Below are 20,776 nucleotides of genomic sequence, written 5' to 3'. Positions count from 1 at the left end.
GCGCATGACCAGCATGACTGAAACGCCGAGCCGGCCCTGGACAAAATTCTATCCGGTCGGCGTGCGCCATACGATCGATGAGGCGCCGCATCCCAACCTTGCCGCCATGGTGCGCTCGGTGGCTCGGACCTATGCCGACAAGCCGGCCTTCACGCTCTGTCTGCCGAACGGCATGGGCGGGACGCTGACCTATGCCGAGATCGACCGCTGGTCCGATGCCTTCGCCGTCTATCTGCGCGAGGTTCTGAAGCTGAAGCCGGGCGCGCGCGTCGCCCTGCAGACGCCGAACGCGCTCGCCTTCCCGATCGTCGCCTACGGCGTGTTCAAGGCCGGCTGCGTGCTGATCAACATCAACCCGCTCTACACCGCAGAGGAGATGGGCAAGGTCTTCGCCGACGGCGAGCCGGACCTTGTTGTCGTCATCGACATGTTCGCCGCCAACCTGCCGGCCGCCTTCGCCATCCACAGGGTGCCGAACGTGGTTGTCACCCGGATCACCGAGTTCATGCCCTGGCTGCAAGGCACGCTGGTCGGGCTCGTGCAGAAATACAAGGACAAGTCGGTGAAGCCGGTCACCGTGCCGCACACGACGTTCCAGGCAGCGCTCGCGGCGGGCTCCGCCGCCAAGGGCAGCGCCAATATCGCCGCCTACACTGAGGGTGCCGGCCTCGATACGCTGGCGGTGCTACAGTACACCGGCGGCACGACCGGCGTTTCCAAGGGCGCCATGCTGACCCATGGCAATCTGCTCATGAACATGGCGCAGTCGCTGGAAATGGTCGCTTCCAACCTCGAGAAGGGCAAGGAAACGATCCTCACCGCGCTGCCGCTCTATCATATCTTCGCCTTCACGGTGAACATGCTGGGCTTCTGGTATCTCGGCGCGCACAACATCCTGATCCCCAATCCGCGGCCGCTGACCAATCTCCAGAAGGCCTTCGAGAAATTCCCGATCACCACGCTGACCGGCGTCAACACGCTGTTCAACGGCCTCAACAACGAGCCGTGGTTCCGCGACAACCCGCCAAAGACGCTGAAGACCTCCTCGGCCGGCGGCATGGCGCTGCAGGAGGCGGTCGCCAAGCGCTGGCAGGAAGTGACTAGGACGCCGGTGATCGAGGGCTACGGCCTGACCGAATCCTCGCCGGTCCTGTCGTTCAATCCTTTCGGCAATGTCCGCGAGGGCACCATCGGCATTCCCGTGCCTTCGACCGACATCAGATGCGTCGACGACGAGGGCAAGGAAGTGGCGCTCGGCCAGCCAGGCGAACTGGTGGCGCGCGGGCCGCAGATCATGGCCGGCTACTGGAAGAAGCCCGAGGAAACCGCCAAGACCATCCGCGACGGCTGGCTCTATACCGGCGACGTCGCCACGCAGGATGAGGATGGCTTCTTCCGCATTGTCGACCGTAAGAAGGACATGGTGCTGGTCTCCGGCTTCAACGTCTTCCCCAACGAGGTCGAAGACGCGCTGGCCAAGCATCCCGCGGTGCTGGAAGTCGCCGTCATCGGCGTGCCGGACGGCGCGTCGGGCGAGGCGGTCAAGGCCTTTGTCGTGTGCAAGCCGGGAAGCGAGGTCTCGAGCGACGACATTCGTACCTTCGCCCGCGAGCAGCTCACCGCCTACAAGGTGCCGAAGACCGTCGAGTTCCGGGCCGAGCTGCCGAAGTCGAATGTCGGCAAGATCCTGCGCAAGGATCTGCGTGCCGAGGAACTGGCCAAGACCGCGCGCTGAGACCGCGCTGAGGCTGCTCACCGAAGCGGCCCCAGCCATTCGTCGGCCGGCTTCCTCATGTCGGCGCTTCGCGCTAGCCTCAAGGGCCCTCGCGGAGCGCCGCCATGCATGACGACCATCATCACGACCACGATCATCATCACGATCACGACCACAGCGAACTCTCGCCCATGGACGCACGCGTCCGCGCGCTCGAGACCATTCTGGTCGAGAAGGGCTATGTCGATCCCGCGGCCCTCGACGTTCTGATCGAGACCTACGAGACCAAGGTCGGCCCGCATAACGGCGCGCGCGTTGTAGCGAAGGCCTGGGCCGATCCCGCCTATCACGCCCGGTTGCTGAAGGATGCGACCAGCGCCATCGGCGAGCTCGGCTATGTCGGGCGACAGGGCGAGCACATGGTGGCGGTGGAGAACACGCCTGGCACCCACAACATGGTCGTCTGCACCCTCTGCTCCTGCTACCCGTGGCCGGTGCTGGGTCTGCCGCCGGTCTGGTACAAGTCCGCGCCCTACCGCGCCAAGGCCGTGCGCGACCCGCGCGGCGTGCTGGCGGATTTCGGCGTGACCTTGCCAGCGGGCAAGGAGATCAAGGTCTGGGATTCCACCGCGGAGGTCCGCTACCTCGTCCTGCCCGAGAGACCGGCTGGAACGGAGGGCTGGGACGAGGCGCGCCTCGCGACCCTCGTCACCCGCGACTCCATGATCGGAACCGGCCTCGCCAGCACCCCGGAAGCCACGGCATGAGCGGCGCGCCCTACGTCAATCATGCCGACCTCGGCGGCCGGCTCGGCCTTGGCAATGTCGAGCCGGAGCCGAATGAGCCGTGGTTCCATGCCGACTGGGAGAAGCGCGCCCTCGCCCTGACGCTCGCCATGGGGGCCACCGGCGCCTGGACCATCGACCAGTCGCGCGCCGCGCGAGAGCAGCAGCCGGGTTATCTCGGCATGAGCTATTACGAGGTGTGGACCGGCGGCATGGAACGCCTGCTTGCCGATCGTGGCCTGGTGACCGAGGCGGACACGGCCGCAGGCCACGCGGTCGATCCGCCGAAGCCCCTGCCCCGGAAACTGCTGGCCGAGAATGTCCCCGCCACGCTCGCACGCGGCGGCCCGACCGGACGTGAAACCGGCGAAGTCCAGCGCTTCCATGTCGGCGACCGCGTTCGCACCATCGACATGCCCGAGCAGGCCGGCCACACCCGCCTGCCGCGCTATGTGCGCGGCAAGACCGGCACGGTCGTCCTCACCCATGGCGCCCACGTCTTCGCCGATTCCAGCGCGGCTGGCACCGGCGAGGCGCCGCAATGGCTCTATACCGTGCGCTTTTCCGCCCATGATCTGTTCGGACCGGAGGCGGATCCGTCCGTTTCCGTGTCGGTCGATGCTTGGGACAGCTATCTGATGCCAGCATGACGCCCGACATCGCCGCCCTGCCCCACATTCCCTGCGATGCCGAGGGCCCGGTCTTCCGCGAGCCATGGGAGGCCCATGCTTTCGCCCTCGCAGTCACCCTGAACGGCAGGGGCCTGTTCACATGGGGGGAATGGGCCGAGACGCTCTCCGCCACGATCCGGGCAGCGCAGGCGGCCGGCGACCCCGACACCGGCGAAACCTACTACACGCACTGGCTGAACGCGCTGGAGCAGCTTGTCATCGCGAAGGGCGTCACCACCGCGCCAGTGATCGACGCGACAGCCGATGCATGGCACGCCGCCGCCGAGGCGACGCCCCACGGGCAGCCGATTCAGCTGGCGCCCCGACCCGGCCAGACGGCCTAGGCCATCGGCGGAGCGGGACGATCGATTGACGCAGCGGCGGACCTGTGTGGAAGGTCCGCTCACGGCACGGCGATCACCTTCTTCCGATCCGCTTACCAGACAGCCGCCGCCTGCGGATCGACCCTGAGACCACCTCCATGCGCGCTTTTCTTTTTGCTGCTTTCGCGGCAGTGACCCTTCTGGCGTCCGGCAATGCCAATGCCCAGTCCCAGCAGGACTTCCAGCTGGTCAACCGCACCGGCTACACCATCGACGAGGTCTATGTGAGCGCCGCCTCGCAGAACACCTGGGGCAACGACCTGATGGGTGACGACAGCCTCGAGGACGGTCAGGTTCTCAACGTGACCTTCCCGCGCGGCGCCGACGCCTGCTCCTTCGACATCAAGGTGGTCTACGACGATGCCGAGACCGCCGAGTTTCGTGGCGTCAATCTCTGCCAGGTGTCGCGCGTGACGATCTTCTACAACCGCTCGGCCGGCTCGACCCGCTTCACCACCGAGTGAAGCCTGATCGGTGATGCCGACGAACGGGCGGGCCTGAAGCCCGCCCGATTCACCTATTTCACCGCCGAGAAAGCCGTCGGCGCCAGAAACGAACTCGCGATATTGGCGATGATCGGCCCGTCGGCCTCACTCTCGCCGCGCGCCTTGAGCCAGTCGGGATCGGCCTGGAATGCCGTCCATTTCGCCTCGCGCTCGGCCATGGAATTCCAGGCGACGAGATAGGTCAGGTCATTGCTGGACGGGCCGATCGCCGTCGTCCAGAAACCGGCCTGGCGGATGCCATGCTTGTCCCAGATCTTCAACGTGTGGTTCTGGAACCGCTCCAGCAGCTTCGGCAGCCGCCCGGGCAGACAATTATAGATGCGCAGTTCATAGATCATCGAACGAGTTTCCCCCGCTGCCTACGATGCGGCAGCGCGGTGGATCATGGCGCGTCGCCGCCCGAAAGGCGACAGGCGCGGCACTCAACCCAGCCGGTAGAGACCTGTCTCGTCCACTTGCACGCGGCCGGCGGCGGCCAGTTCGGCGAGGTGCTGGCTGATCGTCCGCTCCTCGACATCCTCGACCCACAACTCCTGATAGTCGGCAGGATAGAGCAGCCGGCACGCCACCAGATCGGAAAGCGTCTTGGGCCCGGCGGCGAGGAGTTCGACAAGCCGCTTCTCCCGCTCCTCGAGCTTGGCCGCATAGGCCGCGAGATCGGTCAGCAGGCGCTCGCGATCGGTATAGACGGCGCGGTGATGGAACGTCACCCAGACGCGCGCGACAATCTCCGGCACGCGAGCGAGCGTGCGCCGGAAATCGGCAAGGCTGGAGGTCGCATCGCCGTAATAGGGGCCGAAGCCGCCGAGATCGATATCGCCGAGAAAGGCGACGCCTTCAGATTCGACCAGCAGCACGGAATGGCCGGCCGTGTGCCCCGGCATGTGGATCGCCTCGACGCGCACCTGCCCGAGGTCCCATTTGGCACCGTCCGCATAGCCGATCGCATCGGGCCGGGGCACGTAGAAGAAGTCGCGCTGGAATTTCTCCAGCATCTGCGGCAGGCGCTCCTCGCGCGTGCCATAGGCCGCTCCGAGCGCCTCCCAGCTCTGCGCCGCCGCCAGATCGGCTATGGGCGCATGGACCTTCGCCTGCGGCAGGCGATGCAGCCCCGCCAGATGGTCCTCGTGAACATGGCCGAGAATAACCATGTCGGCCCTGTCGAACTCGGGACCGATGCGGTTGGCGACGAGCGGCGTATCGAATACGGCACGCGTGTCGGAGCCGCTGACGATCACCTGATTGCCGTCGGGATACTTGCCGTTCTTCTCGCCGAGAAAGACCGAGACGCACCCGAAATCGAGCCGGGGGATCGCCGCCCGGCTGCCGGCATTGGTCACGGGGCTCGCCATTGCACGTCTTCCACTCTCGTCATCGCTTCACGACGGCGATAGCGGCAGGCCGGCCGGCCGGCAACCCGGACAAACGGGGGCGGCCCGTGGCCGCCCGCGCATTGGCGAGCGCTATCCGGCCCGCGAACAACGCCCGTCAGGCATCGACCGTCGCGCTCAGCGCGTTTTCCTGGATGAACTCGCGCCGCGGCTCCACGACATCGCCCATCAGCTTGACGAAGATATCGTCGGCCTCGTCCACTTCCTTGATATGGACCTTCAGCAGCGAGCGGGCATTACGGTCCAGCGTCGTCTCCCAGAGCTGCTCGGCATTCATCTCGCCAAGGCCCTTGTAGCGTTGCAGCTTGATGCCGCTGGCGCCCTTCTCCTTCACCGCCTCGAACAGCGCGGCGGGTCCGGGAACCTGAACCTCGTCGCTCTTGCGGCGGAACACGGCGGGCCTGTCATAGACGACACCGAGGCGCGCGGAATATTCGTCCAGCTTGCGCGCCTCCGACGACGACAGCAGCGCGCCGTCGAGGATCGCGACTTCCTTCACGCCGCGCACCGTTCGGGAGAACAGGTATTTCTCGCCGTCGAACACACCGTCCCAGCCCCGCTCGATCTCGTCGGAAATGGCGTCGAGCCTGAGCGCGATCTTCGACGCGAGTTCGCTGGCGCGCGCCGGCTCCTTCGCGGCTTCCGCATTGAGTGCGCCGGCGATGGCCGCCTGCTCGACCACGGCCGGATTGTAGCGGGAATGAACCGCGCCGATCAGGTTCTTCACCTGCCGGGCTTCCTCGACGATGGCGGCAAGGTCCTGGCCGCCGCAAATCTCACCGTTGCCGAGCGTCAGGAGGCTCTCCTCGAGACCCGCCGCGATGAGGTAGTCGTCCAGCGCCCGTTCGTTCTTGATGTAGGTCTCGCTCTTGCCGCGCGACACCTTGAACAGCGGCGGCTGGGCGATGAAGATGTGGCCGCGCTCGATGATCTCCGGCATCTGCCGGAAGAAGAAGGTCAGTAGCAGCGTCCGGATGTGGGAGCCGTCGACGTCGGCGTCCGTCATCAGGATGATCTTGTGATAGCGTAGCTTGTCGATGTTGAACTCCTCGCGCCCGATGCCGGTGCCGAGCGCGGTGATCAGCGTGCCGATCATCTCCGACGAGAGCATCTTGTCGAAGCGGGCGCGCTCGACGTTCAGAATCTTGCCGCGCAGCGGCAGCACAGCCTGGAACACGCGGTCCCGGCCCTGCTTGGCCGAGCCGCCGGCCGAGTCACCCTCGACGATGAACAGTTCCGATTTGGCGGGATCGCGCTCCTGGCAGTCCGCGAGCTTGCCGGGCAGCGAGGCGACGTCGAGCGCCGTCTTGCGGCGCGTAAGCTCGCGTGCCTTGCGAGCGGCTTCGCGGGCAGCGGCAGCTTCGGCCACCTTCTGGACGATGGACCTGGCCTCGGCCGGGTGCTCCTCGAACCAGGTCGACAGCGCCTCGTTGACGATGCTCTCGACGACGGGGCGGACCTCGGAGGAGACCAGTTTGTCCTTGGTCTGCGACGAGAATTTCGGGTCCGGCACTTTGACCGAGACGATGGCGGTCAGACCCTCGCGGCAATCGTCGCCGGTCAGGTCCACCTTCTCCTTCTTGGAGATGCCGGAAGCGTCGGCATAGCCCGTGACCTGACGGGTGAGCGCGCCACGGAAGCCGGCAAGGTGCGTGCCGCCGTCACGCTGCGGGATGTTGTTGGTGAAGCAGAGGACGTTCTCGTGATACGAGTCGTTCCACCACAGCGCCACTTCGACCGAGATGCCGTCGCGCTCCGATTTCAACACGATAGGATCGGCGACGAGCGGCGACTTGTTACGGTCGAGATAGCGCACGAAGGCCTCGACGCCGCCCTCGTAGAACAGCTCGATGCGCTTCTCCTCGGCATGGCGCAGATCCGTCAAAAGGATGCGCACGCCCGAATTGAGGAAGGCGAGCTCGCGCAGCCGGTGTTCCAGCGTGGCGAAGTCGTATTCCACCATGGTGAAGGTGTCGGTCGAGGCGAGGAAGGTCACGGCCGTACCGCGCTTGCCATTGGCCGGACCGATCTCCGCCAGCGGCGCGATCGGGTCGCCGTGGTGGAACTCGACGAAATGCTCCTTGTCGCCGCGCCAGATGTTCAGCTTCAGCCACTTGGACAGCGCGTTGACGACGGAAACGCCGACGCCATGGAGACCGCCGGACACTTTGTAGGAATTCTGGTCGAACTTACCGCCGGCATGCAGCTGGGTCATGATGACCTCGGCCGCCGAAATGCCCTCGGTCGGGTGGATATCGGTCGGGATGCCGCGGCCATTGTCGGTGACGGTCACCGAACCGTCGGCGTTCAGCGTCACCGTCACCTCGGTCGCGTGCCCCGCCAGCGCCTCGTCGATGGCGTTGTCGACCACCTCGTAGACCATGTGGTGCAGGCCGGACCCGTCATCGGTGTCGCCGATATACATGCCGGGGCGCTTGCGGACGGCATCGAGGCCCTTGAGGACCTTGATGCTGTCGGCACCATAGTCGGCCTCGGGAGCATCCTTGCGGGCGGGGTCGGCCATGAGCCTTGGTCTCTCCAGTGGGCACGAGCGATCCTGTCAGGGGAGCGCCCATGCCTCGCGATTCGGGTCCGGCAGTGTAGCTGGAACGGGAAATATAGTCCTTCGCGCGCACATGCGCGAGGGCGCGTGGGTTCCTGATAGGCCCGAACCACCCGGAAAGAAAGGCCGGCGGCCACGGCGGCGGTCGCGACCGGCAGGAATGCCGCTTTCGGTCGGGCGAAGTTCGACAGACCGGTCCCCCATTCAGCATTGTTTAGTGACCCCATGGCAGGTTGCCCCTGCGTTATTTGAATTGGCGGTATCACGGTAGTGAAGTTTCGGGTTCAGCATCTCCAGTGGCTCGGCGGCATCGTGGCGGCGGTCGCCTGTCTGGCGCTCGGCGGCGTGTCGCTGCACGCTGATCTTGCTGACTACGCGCGCTACCAGCAGGGCAGTTTGCAGCTCGCGCGCTTCCATGCGGTCATGGCGGCGGCCAATGCTGTCTCGGCCGAGCGAGGTCCCGCCAACAGCGCAATGGGCGGCCTCGACGTGAACGCAGCGGCGCTGAGCGCTTCGCTACTGGCGAAGCGCCAGGATACCGATCGCCGCATCGCTGAAATGGAGCTGGCCGTCGGGCGGGATCCTGCGACCGCCAGCAGCTTGCAGCGGCACCTGCGCGAAATGCATGAACGGCTGGCGGATGGCAGGCGGATGGTCGATGAGATCGCCGAGCGTCCCGCGGCCGCGCGCGCGAGCCGCGACGTCACCCGCGCGATCGAGCAGATGTTCACCGCGGCCGACAGCGTGCTCTCCCTGCGCGACCGGTTGGGTCAGGAGATCATCCGCCTCAACCCGCAGGTGTCGACCGAGATCATCCTCAACATGACCGCCGGGACATTGCGCGAAGAGGCCGGCAGACTCGGATCCTACGTCGTCATGATGCTGGCGGCGGGTGACGGCGGCAGCGCGCAGTTCCTGCCCCGCTTCGACCAGACCCTGGTTCGCGTGGCCGAACTGCGCCGCATTCTGGCCGACTATGCCGACGCCTTCTTCCCCAATGGCCCGATCGAGGCGAAGGTCGCCGAGATGGACCGGCGCTATTTCGACATCTCGGTGCCTCACGCCCGCGTCGTCGCGGGAAGCATGGTCCTGCCGGGCAGCCCGACCGCCGACACCTTCACCCGCAACTACGTGCCCGGCATGCGGCCGGTCGAGGAACTGCGCGAACTGATCGCCGCCGCTTCGCAGGCGCGGATGGATGGCATGCGCGACCACGCTTTCCGGCTGGTCGTCCTGTCCGGCCTGCTGACCGGCATCGTGATCCTCGTCCTCGCCATGGTCGGCATGATCTTCCGCAACGGCCTGTTCAGGCCGCTGATCACCGTTCGCGAGCAGATCACGGCCATCGCCCGCGGCAATCTGGCGGAGCCCGGTCCGGTTGGCAGGGTAAGCGGCGAGATCGCCGACATGTTCCGCGAGCTTGATATCCTGCGGGACCAGCAACGCCAGCGTCATCGCCTCGAACAGGACCAGCGGCACATGGCCGAGCAGCTGCGCCGCCTGTCCGAAACCGATATGCTGACCGGGCTCCTCAATCGCAGGGCCCTGAACGATGCGGCGATGCAGGCCCTGTCTCCTGCGGACGGGCGAGCGCGCGCGATCGGCCTGATCCTGTTCGACATCGACCACTTCAAGACGGTCAACGACACATTCGGCCACGCGACCGGCGACGACGTGCTGCGCCTCATCGCCACCTGCCTCGCCCCCCTCGTCCCCGCCAGCGGCGCTTTCGCCCGCTACGGCGGCGAGGAATTCATCGTGCTGCTGCAGGACGCCAGCATCGCCGAGGCTTTCGCCCTCTCCGAAGCCCTGCGCCGCCGGCTCGAGGAAACGAGAATCGACCAGGCGCCCAATCTGACCGTCACCGGCAGCTTCGGCGTCGCGGTGCGTCCGGCGGGCTCCGCCACGCGCTGGGAGGAGCTGGTGGCTTCCGCCGACCGGCGCCTCTACCTGGCCAAGCAATCCGGTCGCAACCGCGTCTGCGCGACCGAGGCCGCGTCTCCCCCGCTCGCGCCCGGCGCCGATATGTCGGCCACCGGGCGGATCGCGGACAAGACGGTGCGGACCTACGCGGCCAGAAGCTTCTCGATCTCGTAGACCGGGTGCGAAGTCAGTTCCTTGGGGATTTCCGCCGAGACGCGGTCGGCGACCTCCTTGTGGAAGGCTTTCCGCAGGTTTCCCAGCACCTTGGGCGGCGCGATGACGACGAGTTTCTCGAACCGGCCGGCATGGGCGTGCTTGTAGAGGCGCTCCGCGACGGCGCTGGCGAAGCGCTCTTCGGCGATCTGATGCCAGTCCGTCTGCTCCATCGCCGAGCGATGCGTGCCGGCGCTGGCGAAGGAACGGCCGGGCCGGTCAGTGCCCTGTTCGCGGGTCGGCGGGTTGTCCTGCTCGAAAATGCGCTCGACCACCAGATTGAGCAGCTGTGCGTCGCCCTTGTTGCGCAGGAACAGGGCTTTCGCGCCGTCGCCGACGAAGACCAGCGTGTCGTGGGGAATGCGGATGTTGTCCATGGCGTCCTTCCTTGCATGTACCGGAAGCCAACCCGCCATCGCGCGCATCTGTTCCCGCGACAGGATGACCGGCGTGCCCGGCTGCCATAACGGCGCTATCTTTGTGCGCGACTCAGGCTTCCGCCCTGCGCTGGATCAAATCTGCGACCGGAGATCGACGATGACCGCCCTCACCCGCCGCACCATCCTCGCCGGCGCTGCCGCAGCCCTCGCGCCGGCCTTCGTCCGGCCCGCTGAAGCGCAGGCCTTCGCCGGCTTCGTCGCGAGCCTCTGGCCGGCGGCCTCGGCGGCCGGCGTCTCGCGGGCGACCTTCGACCGCGCCTTCGCCGGCATCCAGCCGAACCCGCGGGTGATCGAACTGTCGGTGCGTCAGCCGGAATTCCGCCGCACGCTCGGCGACTATGTCGACGTGCGCGCCTCCAACAAGCGCGTCACCAACGGCCGCGCCAATTTCGGCCAGCACGGTGCAACCTTCTCGGCGGTCCAGAGCCGCTTCGGCGTGCCGGGCGAGATCATCTGCTCGATCTGGGGCAACGAGACCTCCTACGGCACCTCGCGCGGCGAGCACTATGTGATCCAGTCCATGGCGACGCTGGCGGCGGCCGGCAGGCGCGCCGACTTCTTCCGCCGCGAGCTGATCGCCGCCCTGCGCATCCTGCAGGCCGGCGACACCACGCCGCAGAACATGCTGGGCTCCTGGGCCGGCGCCATGGGCCACGTCCAGTTCATGCCGACGAGCTTCCACGCCTTCGCGATCGATTTCACCGGCGATGGCCGCCGCGACATCTGGAACTCGATCCCGGACGCCATGGGCTCGGCCGCCAACTACCTGCGCCGCAACGGCTGGCAGCCCGGCATTCCCTGGGGCTTCGAGGTCCATGCGCCTGGCGTTCCCGGCAACCGCGCCCAGCGCCGCTCCATCGACGGCTGGGCGGCGGCGGGCGTGCGCAGGGCCGATCGCGGGGCGATGTCGGGCGGCGCCAATGCCGTGATCTGGAAGCCGGCCGGCGAAGGCGGGCCGCATCTGCTGCTGACGCAGAACTTCAACGTTATCAAGCGGTACAACAATGCCGATTCCTATGCGCTCGCGGTCGCTCATCTCGGCGACCGGATCAAGGGCGGCGGCCGCTTCACCAAGCCCTGGCCTCCCGGCGAAGGCGGCCTGACCCACGCCGACCGCGAGGAGATCCAGACGCGTCTCAATCGGCTGGGCTTCGACCTTGGCGATGTCGACGGCATCCTCGGCGACAAGTCGAAACAGGCCGTACGCACCATGCAGGGACGGTTCGGCATGTCGCCGACCGGCGAGGCGGATCGCGCCTTCCTCGAACGCCTGCGGCGCGGCTGAGGCGCGGGACCGCTGACCCAACAGAAGCCATGACGGCACAGTCCCGCAGCGGCCGCCAGACCGCAGGACCGCAGCCCCTGACCACAGGATCCCGTGTCGCATGAGCACCGGACTGATCGCCCTTCTTGACGACGTCGTCGCCATCGCCAAGGTCGCCGCCGCCTCCATCGACGATGTCGCGGGACAGGCGGCAAAAGCCGGCGCCAAGGCAGCCGGCGTGGTGATCGACGACGCCGCGGTCACGCCGCGCTATGTCACGGGCTTCTCCGCGGACCGGGAACTGCCCATCGTCGCCCGCATCGCGCGCGGGTCGCTGCGCAACAAGCTGTTGATCCTCCTGCCAGCGGCGCTGGCGCTCTCGGCGCTCGCCCCCGCCCTGATCCTGCCGCTGCTGATGATCGGCGGAGCATTCCTCTGCTACGAGGGCGCCGAGAAGGTCTACGAGGCCGCTGTTCCGCACCATGCCGAGGCGCACGAGGCATCGATCGGTTCCATCGCGCTCGATCCCGCTTCGCTGGAGGACCAGAAGGTGGCCGGCGCGATCAAGACCGACTTCATCCTGTCCGCCGAGATCATGGCCATCACGCTGGCGGCCGTGCCCACCGGCGGCTTCTGGACTCAGGCCGCAGTCCTGGCCGTGGTCGGCACCGCCATTACCCTTGCCGTCTATGGCGGCGTCGCGCTGATCGTGAAGGCCGACGACCTCGGCGTGGCGCTCGCGCGCAACGGGGCAGACACCGCGATCGGCGCGGCGTCGAGGGGTTTCGGGCGCGGCCTGGTCCGCGCCATGCCCGGCTTTCTCGGCCTGCTCGGCATCGTCGGCACCGCCGCCATGATCTGGGTCGGCGGCGGCATCATCGTTCACGGCCTTGCCGGCTACGGGCTCGCCGGGTTCGAGCACGCGATCCATGCCGCCGCGGAGAATGCGGGGCGCGCCCTGCCGCCGGTCGCGGGCATTGCGAGCTGGGTGGTGACGGCGGCGGCCTCGGGGCTGGTCGGCCTTGCCCTCGGCCTGCTGCTCATTCCTGTGGTCAGCTACGTGATCGCGCCGGTCTGGGCCTGGGCGAAATCCGCCCTGCCCGGCCGCGCCGCAAAGGCCTGACGGCAGACGTCACGCGCATCTCTTGAGCCGCCGTAACGCTTCATTCATCATGCTGCTGTTCCTTCATTCCCCGGGCGGGCCCCATCCTTTGGCGAGGCGCTTGGCATGGATCGGTGCGGACATTTCGGAACAATCGGCCTCGTGCTGGCCGGTCTCGTCGGCTTTAGCGCGCCTGCCGCCGCCCAGGACGGCTTTTCCGGCTGCATGCAGAGCCTGCGGGCGCAGGCGGGCCAGCGCGGCATCCTGCCCCAGGTGTTCGAGCAGGCGACGGCCGGGCTGACGCCCGACAACTCGATCCTGAACCTGCTGGATCGCCAGCCGGAATTCTCACGCCAGCCGTGGGACTATATCAACGGCGTCGTCGCGGCTAATCGCGTCGCCGAGGGCCGGCGCATGGTGCAGGCGCACCGCGCGGCCTTCGAGGCGGCCGAGCGCGCGACCGGCGTCGACCGTTTCGTGATCGCCGCCATCTGGGGCATCGAGACGAGCTTCGGTCGCGCCAAGGGCAATACGTCGGTGGTGCGCGCCACAGCGACGCTCGCCTGCTACGGCCGCCGGCAGGACTTCTTTCGCGGTGAGTTCCTGGCAGCGCTGCAGATCATCGCGCGCGGCCATGTCGCCCCGGCCCATTTCCGCGGCTCATGGGCCGGCGCCTTCGGCCACACTCAGTTCATGCCTTCGACCTTCCTGCGCGCGGCGCGCTCGGGCAATGGCGGCCCGCGCATCGACCTGATGGGTTCGATCCCCGACGCCATGATGTCGACCGGCAACCTCCTGCGCGAGGAAGGCTGGCAGCGCGGCCAAGGCTGGGGCTACGAGGTGACCGTGCCGGCGGGGCTCGACCTGACGCTGGCCCATCGCGACCGGCCGCAGACCATCGCCCAGTGGGAGGCGCGCGGCGTGCGCCGCATCGGCGACAGGGCTTTCCCGCGAAAGAGCGACCAGGCGTTCCTCTTCCTGCCTGCGGGCGCGCACGGACCGGCCTTCCTTATGCTGCCGAACTTCCGCGTCATCATGAAATACAACAACTCCGAGAACTACGCGATGGCGGTGGGCCACCTCGCCGACCGGCTGCGCGGCGGCGGCACCTTCGCCCGTGGCTGGCCGACGTCGGAGCGGGCGCTCTCCCGCGACGAGCGCATCGAGATCCAGCAGCGCCTGTCGCAGGTCGGGCTCTATACCGGCACGGTCGATGGCAAGCTCGGCGCCGGCACCCGCGAGGCTCTCCAGCGCTTTCAGGCACGCGCCGGGCTTGCGGCCGACGGTTTCCCGACCGCCGCGCTGCTCCAGCGATTGCGCCGGGGCGGCTGAGGCCGGTAGCGGGGCTTGCGCCGCTCCGCGGGGGCCGTGATAGCATGCGATGAGCGTTCCGGGGGGCTTTCGGAACCGGAGTTGCCGCCCGTGCCGATCGTCTGGCGCCTGTTCGCGATCATTCTTCTCGCCTGCGCTCCCGGCTGGCCGGCCGGCGAGGCGCGCGCGCAGAACCTCGACACGGATCGCTTTCCGCATCTCTTCGCCCCCCGCGACCAGCGGCCGCGCATCATCTCGATCCCACAGAGCACGCGACCGACCGCTCCGCGCGCGGCAGCAAGGCCGACCGAATCGACCCGCCCGCCGCGCGGCAACGACGCGACCCCGTCGGCGCCCGCCTCCTCCGAGCAGCCGACGACGCCGACGACCTTCGTGCTGGTGCTCGGCGACAATCTCGCGGAATGGCTCGCCTATGGGCTTGGCGAGGCTTTCGAGGACATTCCCGAGCTCGGCCTCACCGACAAGTCACGGCTGTCATCCGGCCTCGCCCGGCCCGAGTTCCACGACTGGATCAAGGCCATTCCCGAGGTGCTCGCGCAGCAGGCCAAGGTCGATTTCGTCGTGATGATGATCGGTTCCAACGACCGGCAGGCCATGCGGATCGACAACGCCAATGTCGAACCCGGCACCGACCGCTGGCGCGAGGTCTATGTCCAGCGCGTCGATGCCGCGATGCAGGCGATGAAGGCGCGCGGCGTGCCGGTCTACTGGGTCGGCGTGCCGCCGCTGCGCGGCCAGCGCGTCTCAGCCCACATGGCCCAGCTCAACGAGATCTACAAGGAACGCGCCCAGAAGAACGGCGTAACCTATATCGACGTCTGGAACGGCTTCGTTGACGAGCACGGCAACTATACGCAGTTCGGCCCGGACTTCGCGGGTCAGGTGCGGCGGCTGCGCACCAATGACGGCGTCCACTTCACGGCAGCGGGCGCGCGCAAGCTGGCGCTGTTCATGGAACAGGACCTGCGCCGCGATCTCCTCGGCCGCATCACGCCGGCAGAGCCCCAGCCGCCGGTCGCGGATCCCGGCGCCGCACCGCGCGCACCGGAGGCGACGCTCCCCGGCGGCGTGCCGCTACCCGTGCCGCCGCGCCCGCTCGCGGGGCCCGTCCTGCCGCTCGCCGGACAGCCGAATATTCCGCGCGTAGCGGGAACCGAACCGCCGCCCGCCGCGCCGCAACCCGCGCGGCTCGCAGGCGACAGCCCCGCGCGCTCGCTTCAGGGCACCGCCGCGTCAGTCCTCGTCCGGGGCGAGATGCCGCCCCCGGTGGTCGGCCGCGCCGACGATTTCCGCTGGCCGCGAGACGGCCGCGAGACCGGCACCCCGCCGGCGACTGCCTCTTCGGGCGGCAGCCGATAGGGCCGGGACGCCGCAGCCGAGCCGGCCGGCCACGCTCGCACCGCGTCATAAAATTGCGCGGATCGCCGTGCTTTCTTTCCGATTTGACCAAGGCATTCGAGCGCCCGGCAACTTTCATGACAAACTGGCATTGGAAGGCGCTCATTGCCGCTTGTATCGCTGTTTGAAATCTGTCAAATAACGGCAAGAGAAAGGTCAGCATCGCTGCCCTATCGCATGAGGCTCCGGCAACGGGGCCATGGGGAACGCCAAGGCCCCGAGTTCGCATGGCCGGCAGGTATCGGATGACCCCGATGCCCAAGCTGGCTCGAAGTGTCAGTGTCGAGGGCACGAACCGCGGCCATTGGGGGCCGCAGAACGAGGTGAACGATGAGCACGCAGCGGATTGGTGCGATGACGGGTGCGGGGGTCGAGGCGCGGACGAATCGCGCCACGAAAGCCAATCTGCCCGCTCGCGTCAAAAACCGCACGCGCGCTGTCGTCGACCCTGGCCTGCCCGATGCGCAGGGCCTCTACGACCCGCGCAACGAGAAGGATTCCTGCGGCGTCGGCTTCATTGCCGACATGAAGGGCCGCAAGTCTCACAAGATCGTTCAGGACGCGATCCAGATCCTGCTCAACCTTGAGCATCGCGGCGCGGTGGGCGCCGACCCGCGCGCCGGCGACGGCGCGGGTATGCTCGTGCAGATGCCGGACGCCTTCTTCCGCAAGGAAGCCGGCAAGCTCGGCTTCGACCTGCCGGAACCGGGCCACTACGCGGTCGGATTCATCTTCTTCCCGCGCGAGACGGAAGGGCAGACCATCGTCCGCGACATCATCGAGAAGGTGATATCAGACGAGGGGCAGACGCTTCTCGGCTGGCGCGAGGTGCCGACAGACAATTCCTCGCTCGGCTACAGCGTCAAGCCGACCGAGCCGCTGCACCGGCAGATCTTCATCGGTCGTGGCGCTGACGTGGCGTCAGAGGATGAATTCGAGCGCCGGCTGTTCGTCCTGCGCAAGGTCATCTCCAACCTCGTCTACGATCTGAACGACCCGCGCACCAAGGGCTACTACCCGGTGTCCCTGTCGTGCCGGACCATCGTCTACAAGGGCATGTTCCTCGCCGACCAGTTAGGCGCCTATTTCCCCGATCTGCACGATCCGGCCTTCGAGAGCGCCCTCGCCCTCGTCCACCAGCGCTTCTCGACCAACACGTTCCCGGCCTGGTCGCTCGCCCACCCCTACCGGATGGTGGCGCATAACGGCGAGATCAACACGCTGCGCGGCAACGTCAACTGGATGGCGGCGCGGCAGGCGAGCGTCGATTCCGAGCTCTACGCCAACGATATCTCCAAGCTCTGGCCGATCTCCTATGAAGGCCAGTCGGACACGGCCTGTTTCGACAACGCGCTCGAATTCCTCGTTCAGGGCGGTTATTCGCTCGCCCACGCGGTGATGATGCTGGTCCCGGAGGCCTGGGCCGGCAACAAGCTGATGGATGAGCAGCGCCGCGCCTTCTACGAGTATCACGCGGCGATCATGGAGCCGTGGGACGGTCCGGCGGCCATCGCCTTCACCGACGGCCGGCAGATCGGTGCGACACTCGACCGCAACGGCCTGAGGCCCGCGCGCTGGTTCGTCACCAAGGACGAGCGGATCATCATGGCGTCCGAAATGGGCGTGCTGCCCGTGCCGGAGGACCAGATCGTCCGCAAGTGGCGCCTCCAGCCCGGCAAGATGCTGCTGGTCGATCTCGAGGAGGGCCGGATCATCTCCGACGAGGAGATCAAGGCGCAGCTCTCGGCCTCCAACCCCTATCAGGAGTGGCTGGGTCGCTCGCAGCTGATCCTCGAGGACCTGCCGCCGGTCGAGCCGCGCGCCTCGCGGACGGACGTGCCGCTGCTCGACAAGCAGCAGACCTTCGGCTACACGCAGGAAGACACCAAGATCCTGCTCGCCCCCATGGCAATGACCGGCCAGGAGGCGGTCGGCTCCATGGGCACGGACACGCCGATCTCGGCGCTCTCGTCCAGGTCCAAGCTGCTCTACACCTATTTCAAGCAGAACTTCGCCCAGGTGACGAACCCGCCGATCGATCCGATCCGCGAGGAGCTCGTCATGAGCCTCGTCTCGTTCATCGGACCCAGGCCGAACCTGTTCGACCTCGACGGCGCGTCCCGCAGGAAGCGCCTGGAAGTCCGCCAGCCGATCCTCACCAACGAGGATCTGGAGAAGATCCGCTGCATCGGCCACAGCGAGGATTCCTTCGACACGAAGACCCTCGACATCACCTATCCCGCGACCAAGGGCGCGGCCGGCATGGCCGAGGCACTCCAGCTCCTCTGCGACCGCGCCGAGGCCGCCGTCCATGGCCGCTACAACATCATCATCCTGTCCGATCGCATGGTCGGCCCGGACCGCATCCCGATCCCCTCGCTGCTCGCGACCGCCGCGGTGCACCACCACCTGATCCGCAAGGGCCTCAGGACCGCCGCCGGCCTCGTCGTCGAGACGGGCGAGGCGCGTGAGGTGCACCACTTCTGCTGCCTCGCCGGCTACGGCGCGGAGGCGATCAACCCCTATCTCGCCTTCGAGACCATGGAGGAGATCCACGAAAAGGGCGAATTGCCGCCCGAAGTGGATGCCGATGAGGTGGTGAAGCGCTTCATCAAGTCGATCGGCAAGGGCATCATGAAGGTGATGTCCAAGATGGGCATCTCCACCTACCAGTCCTATTGCGGCGCGCAGATTTTCGACGCGGTCGGGCTTGCCGACGATTTCGTGGCGAAGTTCTTCACCGGCACCGCCACCCGCATCGGCGGCGTCGGCCTCGCCGAAATCGCCGAGGAGACAGTGCAGCGCCACACGGCGGCCTTCTCCGACGACCCGACGCTGAAGACGACGCTGGAGGTCGGCGGCGAATATGCCTACCGCATCCGCGGCGAGGACCATGTCTGGTCGCCCGACACGGTGGCGGCGCTCCAGCACGCCGCGCGCGGCAACAGCCAGGATCGCTACCGCGAGTTCTCGCGCCTGATCAACGAGCAGGCGACGAAGCTGCAGACCATCCGTGGCCTGTTCCGCATCAAGACCGCCGAGGAGGTCGGGCGCTCGCCCGTGCCGATCGCGGAGGTCGAGAGCGCCGCGGATATCGTCAGGCGCTTCGCCACCGGCGCCATGTCGTTCGGCTCGATCTCCCGCGAGGCCCACACGACGCTGGCGCTGGCGATGAACTCCATCGGCGGCAAGTCCAATACCGGCGAGGGCGGCGAGGAGCCGGAGCGGTTCAAGCCGCTGCCCGACGGCCGCTCCATGCGCTCGGCGATCAAGCAGGTGGCCTCCGGCCGCTTCGGCGTCACGACGGAGTATCTGATCAACTCCGACATGATCCAGATCAAGATGGCGCAGGGCGCCAAGCCGGGCGAGGGCGGCCAGCTGCCCGGCCACAAGGTCGATGCGGTCATCGCCAAGGTGCGCCATTCGACGCCCGGCGTCGGCCTCATCTCGCCGCCGCCGCACCACGACATCTATTCGATCGAGGATCTGGCGCAGCTCATCTACGACCTGAAGAACGTCAACCCGCGCGCCGACATCTCGGTGAAGCTGGTGTCGGAAGTCGGTGTCGGCACGGTCGCGGCGGGCGTCGCCAAGGCGCGCGCAGACCATGTGACGATCTCGGGCTTCGAGGGCGGCACGGGCGCCTCCCCGCTCACCTCGATCAAGCATACGGGTTCGCCGTGGGAGATCGGTCTTGCCGAGACCCATCAGACCCTCGTGCTGAACCGCCTGCGCTCGCGCATCGCGGTGCAGGTCGACGGCGGCCTGCGCACCGGCCGCGACGTCGTCATCGGCGCGCTGCTCGGCGCCGACGAGTTCGGCTTCGCGACCGCGCCGCTGATCGCGGCCGGCTGCATCATGATGCGCAAGTGCCACCTCAACACCTGCCCTGTCGGCGTCGCGACGCAGGACCCCGTGCTCAGGAAGCGCTTCAAGGGCCAGCCCGAGCACGTCGTGAACTACTTCTTCTTCGTCGCCGAGGAAGTGCGCGAACTCATGGCCTCCATGGGCTATCGGTCGATGCCCGAAATGGTCGGCCAGATGCAGATGCTCGACCGCCGCGAGGCGATCGATCACTGGAAGGCCAAGGGCCTCGACTTCTCCAAGCTCTTCCACAAGCCGGAAGTGCCCTCGGATGTCGGCATCTTCCATTCGGAGACGCAGAACCACCACCTCGAGGAGGTGCTGGACCGCAAGCTGATCGCCGAGGCGAAGCCCGCCATCGACGAGGGCAAGCCAGTCGTCATCGAGACGCGCATCCAGAGCCTCAACCGCTCGGCCGGCGCCATGCTGTCCGGTGCGATTGCCGAGAAGCACGGCAACAAGGGCCTGACCGACGATGCCGTTCACGTGAAGCTGAAGGGCACGGCCGGACAGAGCTTCGGCGCCTGGCTGGCGCGCGGCGTGACGATGGAACTGGAGGGCGAGGCCAACGACTATGTCGGCAAGGGTCTCTCCGGCGGCAGGATCATCGTCTATCCGGCAGCGGAGGCCACGGAACTCGACGTCGATAACTCGATCATCGTCGGCAACACAGTGCTCTACGGCGCCATCGAGGGCGAATGCTACTTCCGCGGCGTCGCGGGCGAGCGTTTCGCGGTCCGCAATTCGGGCGCCGTCGCGGTGGTCGAGGGCACGGGCGACCATGGCTGTGAATATATGACCGGTGGTGTCGTCGTCGTCCTCGGCCAGACCGGGCGCAACTTCGCGGCCGGCATGTCGGGCGGCATCGCCTACGTGCTCGACGAGGCCGGCGACTTTGCCCGTCGCTGCAACATGTCGATGGTCGAACTGGAGCCGGTGCCGGAGGAAGACGACCTCCTGTCGCGCGTCTATCACCAGACCGGCGGCCTCGACAGCCACGGCCGCGTCGACGTGATGAGCGACATGAGCCGTTTCGACGGCGAGCGTCTGCACCAGCTGATCGCCAACCATGCCCGCTACACGGGCTCCAAGCGCGCCCAGGACATTCTCGACCGCTGGTCGGAAATGCTGCCCAAATTCCGAAAGGTGATGCCGGTCGAATACCGTCGCGCGCTTCAGGAAATGGAACAGGCGCAGCGCCCGCTCGCCCTGGCAGGAGAATAAGAA

15 protein-coding genes are annotated in these 20,776 nt (G+C 67.2%); 11 read left to right on the top strand and 4 right to left on the bottom strand.

The window, feature by feature from the left end:
* The first annotated feature begins 4 nt into the window (after nucleotides 1–4).
* From JNK84_RS01095 to JNK84_RS01075, 5 genes are all read left to right on the top strand, one after another.
* Nucleotides 5–1,735: an AMP-binding protein gene (locus JNK84_RS01095; protein WP_293419471.1), complete on the top strand. Its 1,731-nt coding sequence runs from the start codon at nucleotides 5–7 to the stop codon at nucleotides 1,733–1,735.
* Between the two features lie 104 nt (nucleotides 1,736–1,839).
* Nucleotides 1,840–2,481 (top strand): nitrile hydratase subunit alpha, encoded by a 642-nt coding sequence (gene nthA, locus JNK84_RS01090; RefSeq protein WP_293419469.1) that lies wholly within the window; start codon nucleotides 1,840–1,842, stop codon nucleotides 2,479–2,481.
* The gene (gene nthB, locus JNK84_RS01085; RefSeq protein WP_293419466.1) at nucleotides 2,478–3,149 is read left to right on the top strand and encodes a nitrile hydratase subunit beta; all 672 of its coding nucleotides are present in this window, start codon (nucleotides 2,478–2,480) and stop codon (nucleotides 3,147–3,149) included. The genes nthA and nthB overlap by 4 nt, the downstream gene beginning before the upstream one ends.
* Nucleotides 3,146–3,514 (top strand): nitrile hydratase accessory protein, encoded by a 369-nt coding sequence (locus JNK84_RS01080; RefSeq protein ID WP_293419463.1) that lies wholly within the window; start codon nucleotides 3,146–3,148, stop codon nucleotides 3,512–3,514. The genes nthB and JNK84_RS01080 overlap by 4 nt, the downstream gene beginning before the upstream one ends.
* Nucleotides 3,515–3,651: 137 nt before the next feature.
* A complete protein-coding gene (locus JNK84_RS01075; protein ID WP_293419460.1) occupies nucleotides 3,652–4,017 on the top strand; it encodes a hypothetical protein in 366 nt (121 codons plus the stop codon).
* 53 nt (nucleotides 4,018–4,070) lie between these two features.
* Here JNK84_RS01075 and JNK84_RS01070 read toward each other — a convergent pair whose 3' ends face one another.
* From JNK84_RS01070 to gyrB, 3 genes are all read right to left on the bottom strand, one after another.
* Nucleotides 4,071–4,397 (bottom strand): NIPSNAP family protein, encoded by a 327-nt coding sequence (locus JNK84_RS01070; RefSeq protein WP_293419457.1) that lies wholly within the window; start codon nucleotides 4,395–4,397, stop codon nucleotides 4,071–4,073.
* A gap of 84 nt (nucleotides 4,398–4,481) precedes the next feature.
* Nucleotides 4,482–5,411: an MBL fold metallo-hydrolase gene (locus tag JNK84_RS01065; protein WP_293419454.1), complete on the bottom strand. Its 930-nt coding sequence runs from the start codon at nucleotides 5,409–5,411 to the stop codon at nucleotides 4,482–4,484.
* A gap of 136 nt (nucleotides 5,412–5,547) precedes the next feature.
* Nucleotides 5,548–7,974, bottom strand: coding sequence for a DNA topoisomerase (ATP-hydrolyzing) subunit B (gene gyrB, locus JNK84_RS01060; protein ID WP_293419451.1), 2,427 nt, complete (start codon nucleotides 7,972–7,974; stop codon nucleotides 5,548–5,550).
* A gap of 309 nt (nucleotides 7,975–8,283) precedes the next feature.
* Here gyrB and JNK84_RS01055 point away from each other — a divergent pair, with 309 nt between their 5' ends.
* The gene (locus JNK84_RS01055) at nucleotides 8,284–10,110 is read left to right on the top strand and encodes a GGDEF domain-containing protein (RefSeq protein ID WP_293419448.1); all 1,827 of its coding nucleotides are present in this window, start codon (nucleotides 8,284–8,286) and stop codon (nucleotides 10,108–10,110) included.
* Here the strand turns inward: JNK84_RS01055 and JNK84_RS01050 are convergent.
* Complete coding sequence (locus JNK84_RS01050) at nucleotides 10,080–10,526, bottom strand: host attachment family protein (protein WP_293419445.1); 447 nt, start codon at nucleotides 10,524–10,526, stop codon at nucleotides 10,080–10,082. The genes JNK84_RS01055 and JNK84_RS01050 overlap by 31 nt on opposite strands.
* A 160-nt stretch (nucleotides 10,527–10,686) precedes the next feature.
* Here JNK84_RS01050 and JNK84_RS01045 point away from each other — a divergent pair, with 160 nt between their 5' ends.
* The 5 genes from JNK84_RS01045 to gltB all read left to right on the top strand — a co-directional run bounded on the left by JNK84_RS01045 (nucleotide 10,687) and on the right by gltB (nucleotide 20,773).
* Complete coding sequence (locus tag JNK84_RS01045; protein WP_293419442.1) at nucleotides 10,687–11,874, top strand: lytic murein transglycosylase; 1,188 nt, start codon at nucleotides 10,687–10,689, stop codon at nucleotides 11,872–11,874.
* A gap of 100 nt (nucleotides 11,875–11,974) precedes the next feature.
* Nucleotides 11,975–12,976: a DUF808 domain-containing protein gene (locus JNK84_RS01040; RefSeq protein WP_293419439.1), complete on the top strand. Its 1,002-nt coding sequence runs from the start codon at nucleotides 11,975–11,977 to the stop codon at nucleotides 12,974–12,976.
* A 105-nt stretch (nucleotides 12,977–13,081) separates the two neighbouring features.
* Nucleotides 13,082–14,287: a lytic murein transglycosylase gene (locus tag JNK84_RS01035; RefSeq protein WP_293419436.1), complete on the top strand. Its 1,206-nt coding sequence runs from the start codon at nucleotides 13,082–13,084 to the stop codon at nucleotides 14,285–14,287.
* Nucleotides 14,288–14,377: 90 nt separating this feature from the next.
* Nucleotides 14,378–15,646 carry an SGNH/GDSL hydrolase family protein gene (locus JNK84_RS01030; RefSeq protein ID WP_293419433.1) on the top strand — a complete coding sequence of 423 codons (1,269 nt, stop codon included), beginning with the start codon at nucleotides 14,378–14,380 and terminating at the stop codon, nucleotides 15,644–15,646.
* Between the two features lie 393 nt (nucleotides 15,647–16,039).
* Nucleotides 16,040–20,773 (top strand): glutamate synthase large subunit, encoded by a 4,734-nt coding sequence (gene gltB, locus JNK84_RS01025; RefSeq protein WP_293419430.1) that lies wholly within the window; start codon nucleotides 16,040–16,042, stop codon nucleotides 20,771–20,773.
* Nucleotides 20,774–20,776 lie beyond the last annotated feature (3 nt).

The sequence above is a fragment of the Phreatobacter sp. genome, from assembly GCF_016793595.1.
Classification (GTDB): domain Bacteria; phylum Pseudomonadota; class Alphaproteobacteria; order Rhizobiales; family Phreatobacteraceae; genus Phreatobacter.
Note: the sequence above shows the minus strand (reverse complement) of the source record. Positions and strands in the feature narration are given on the sequence as shown.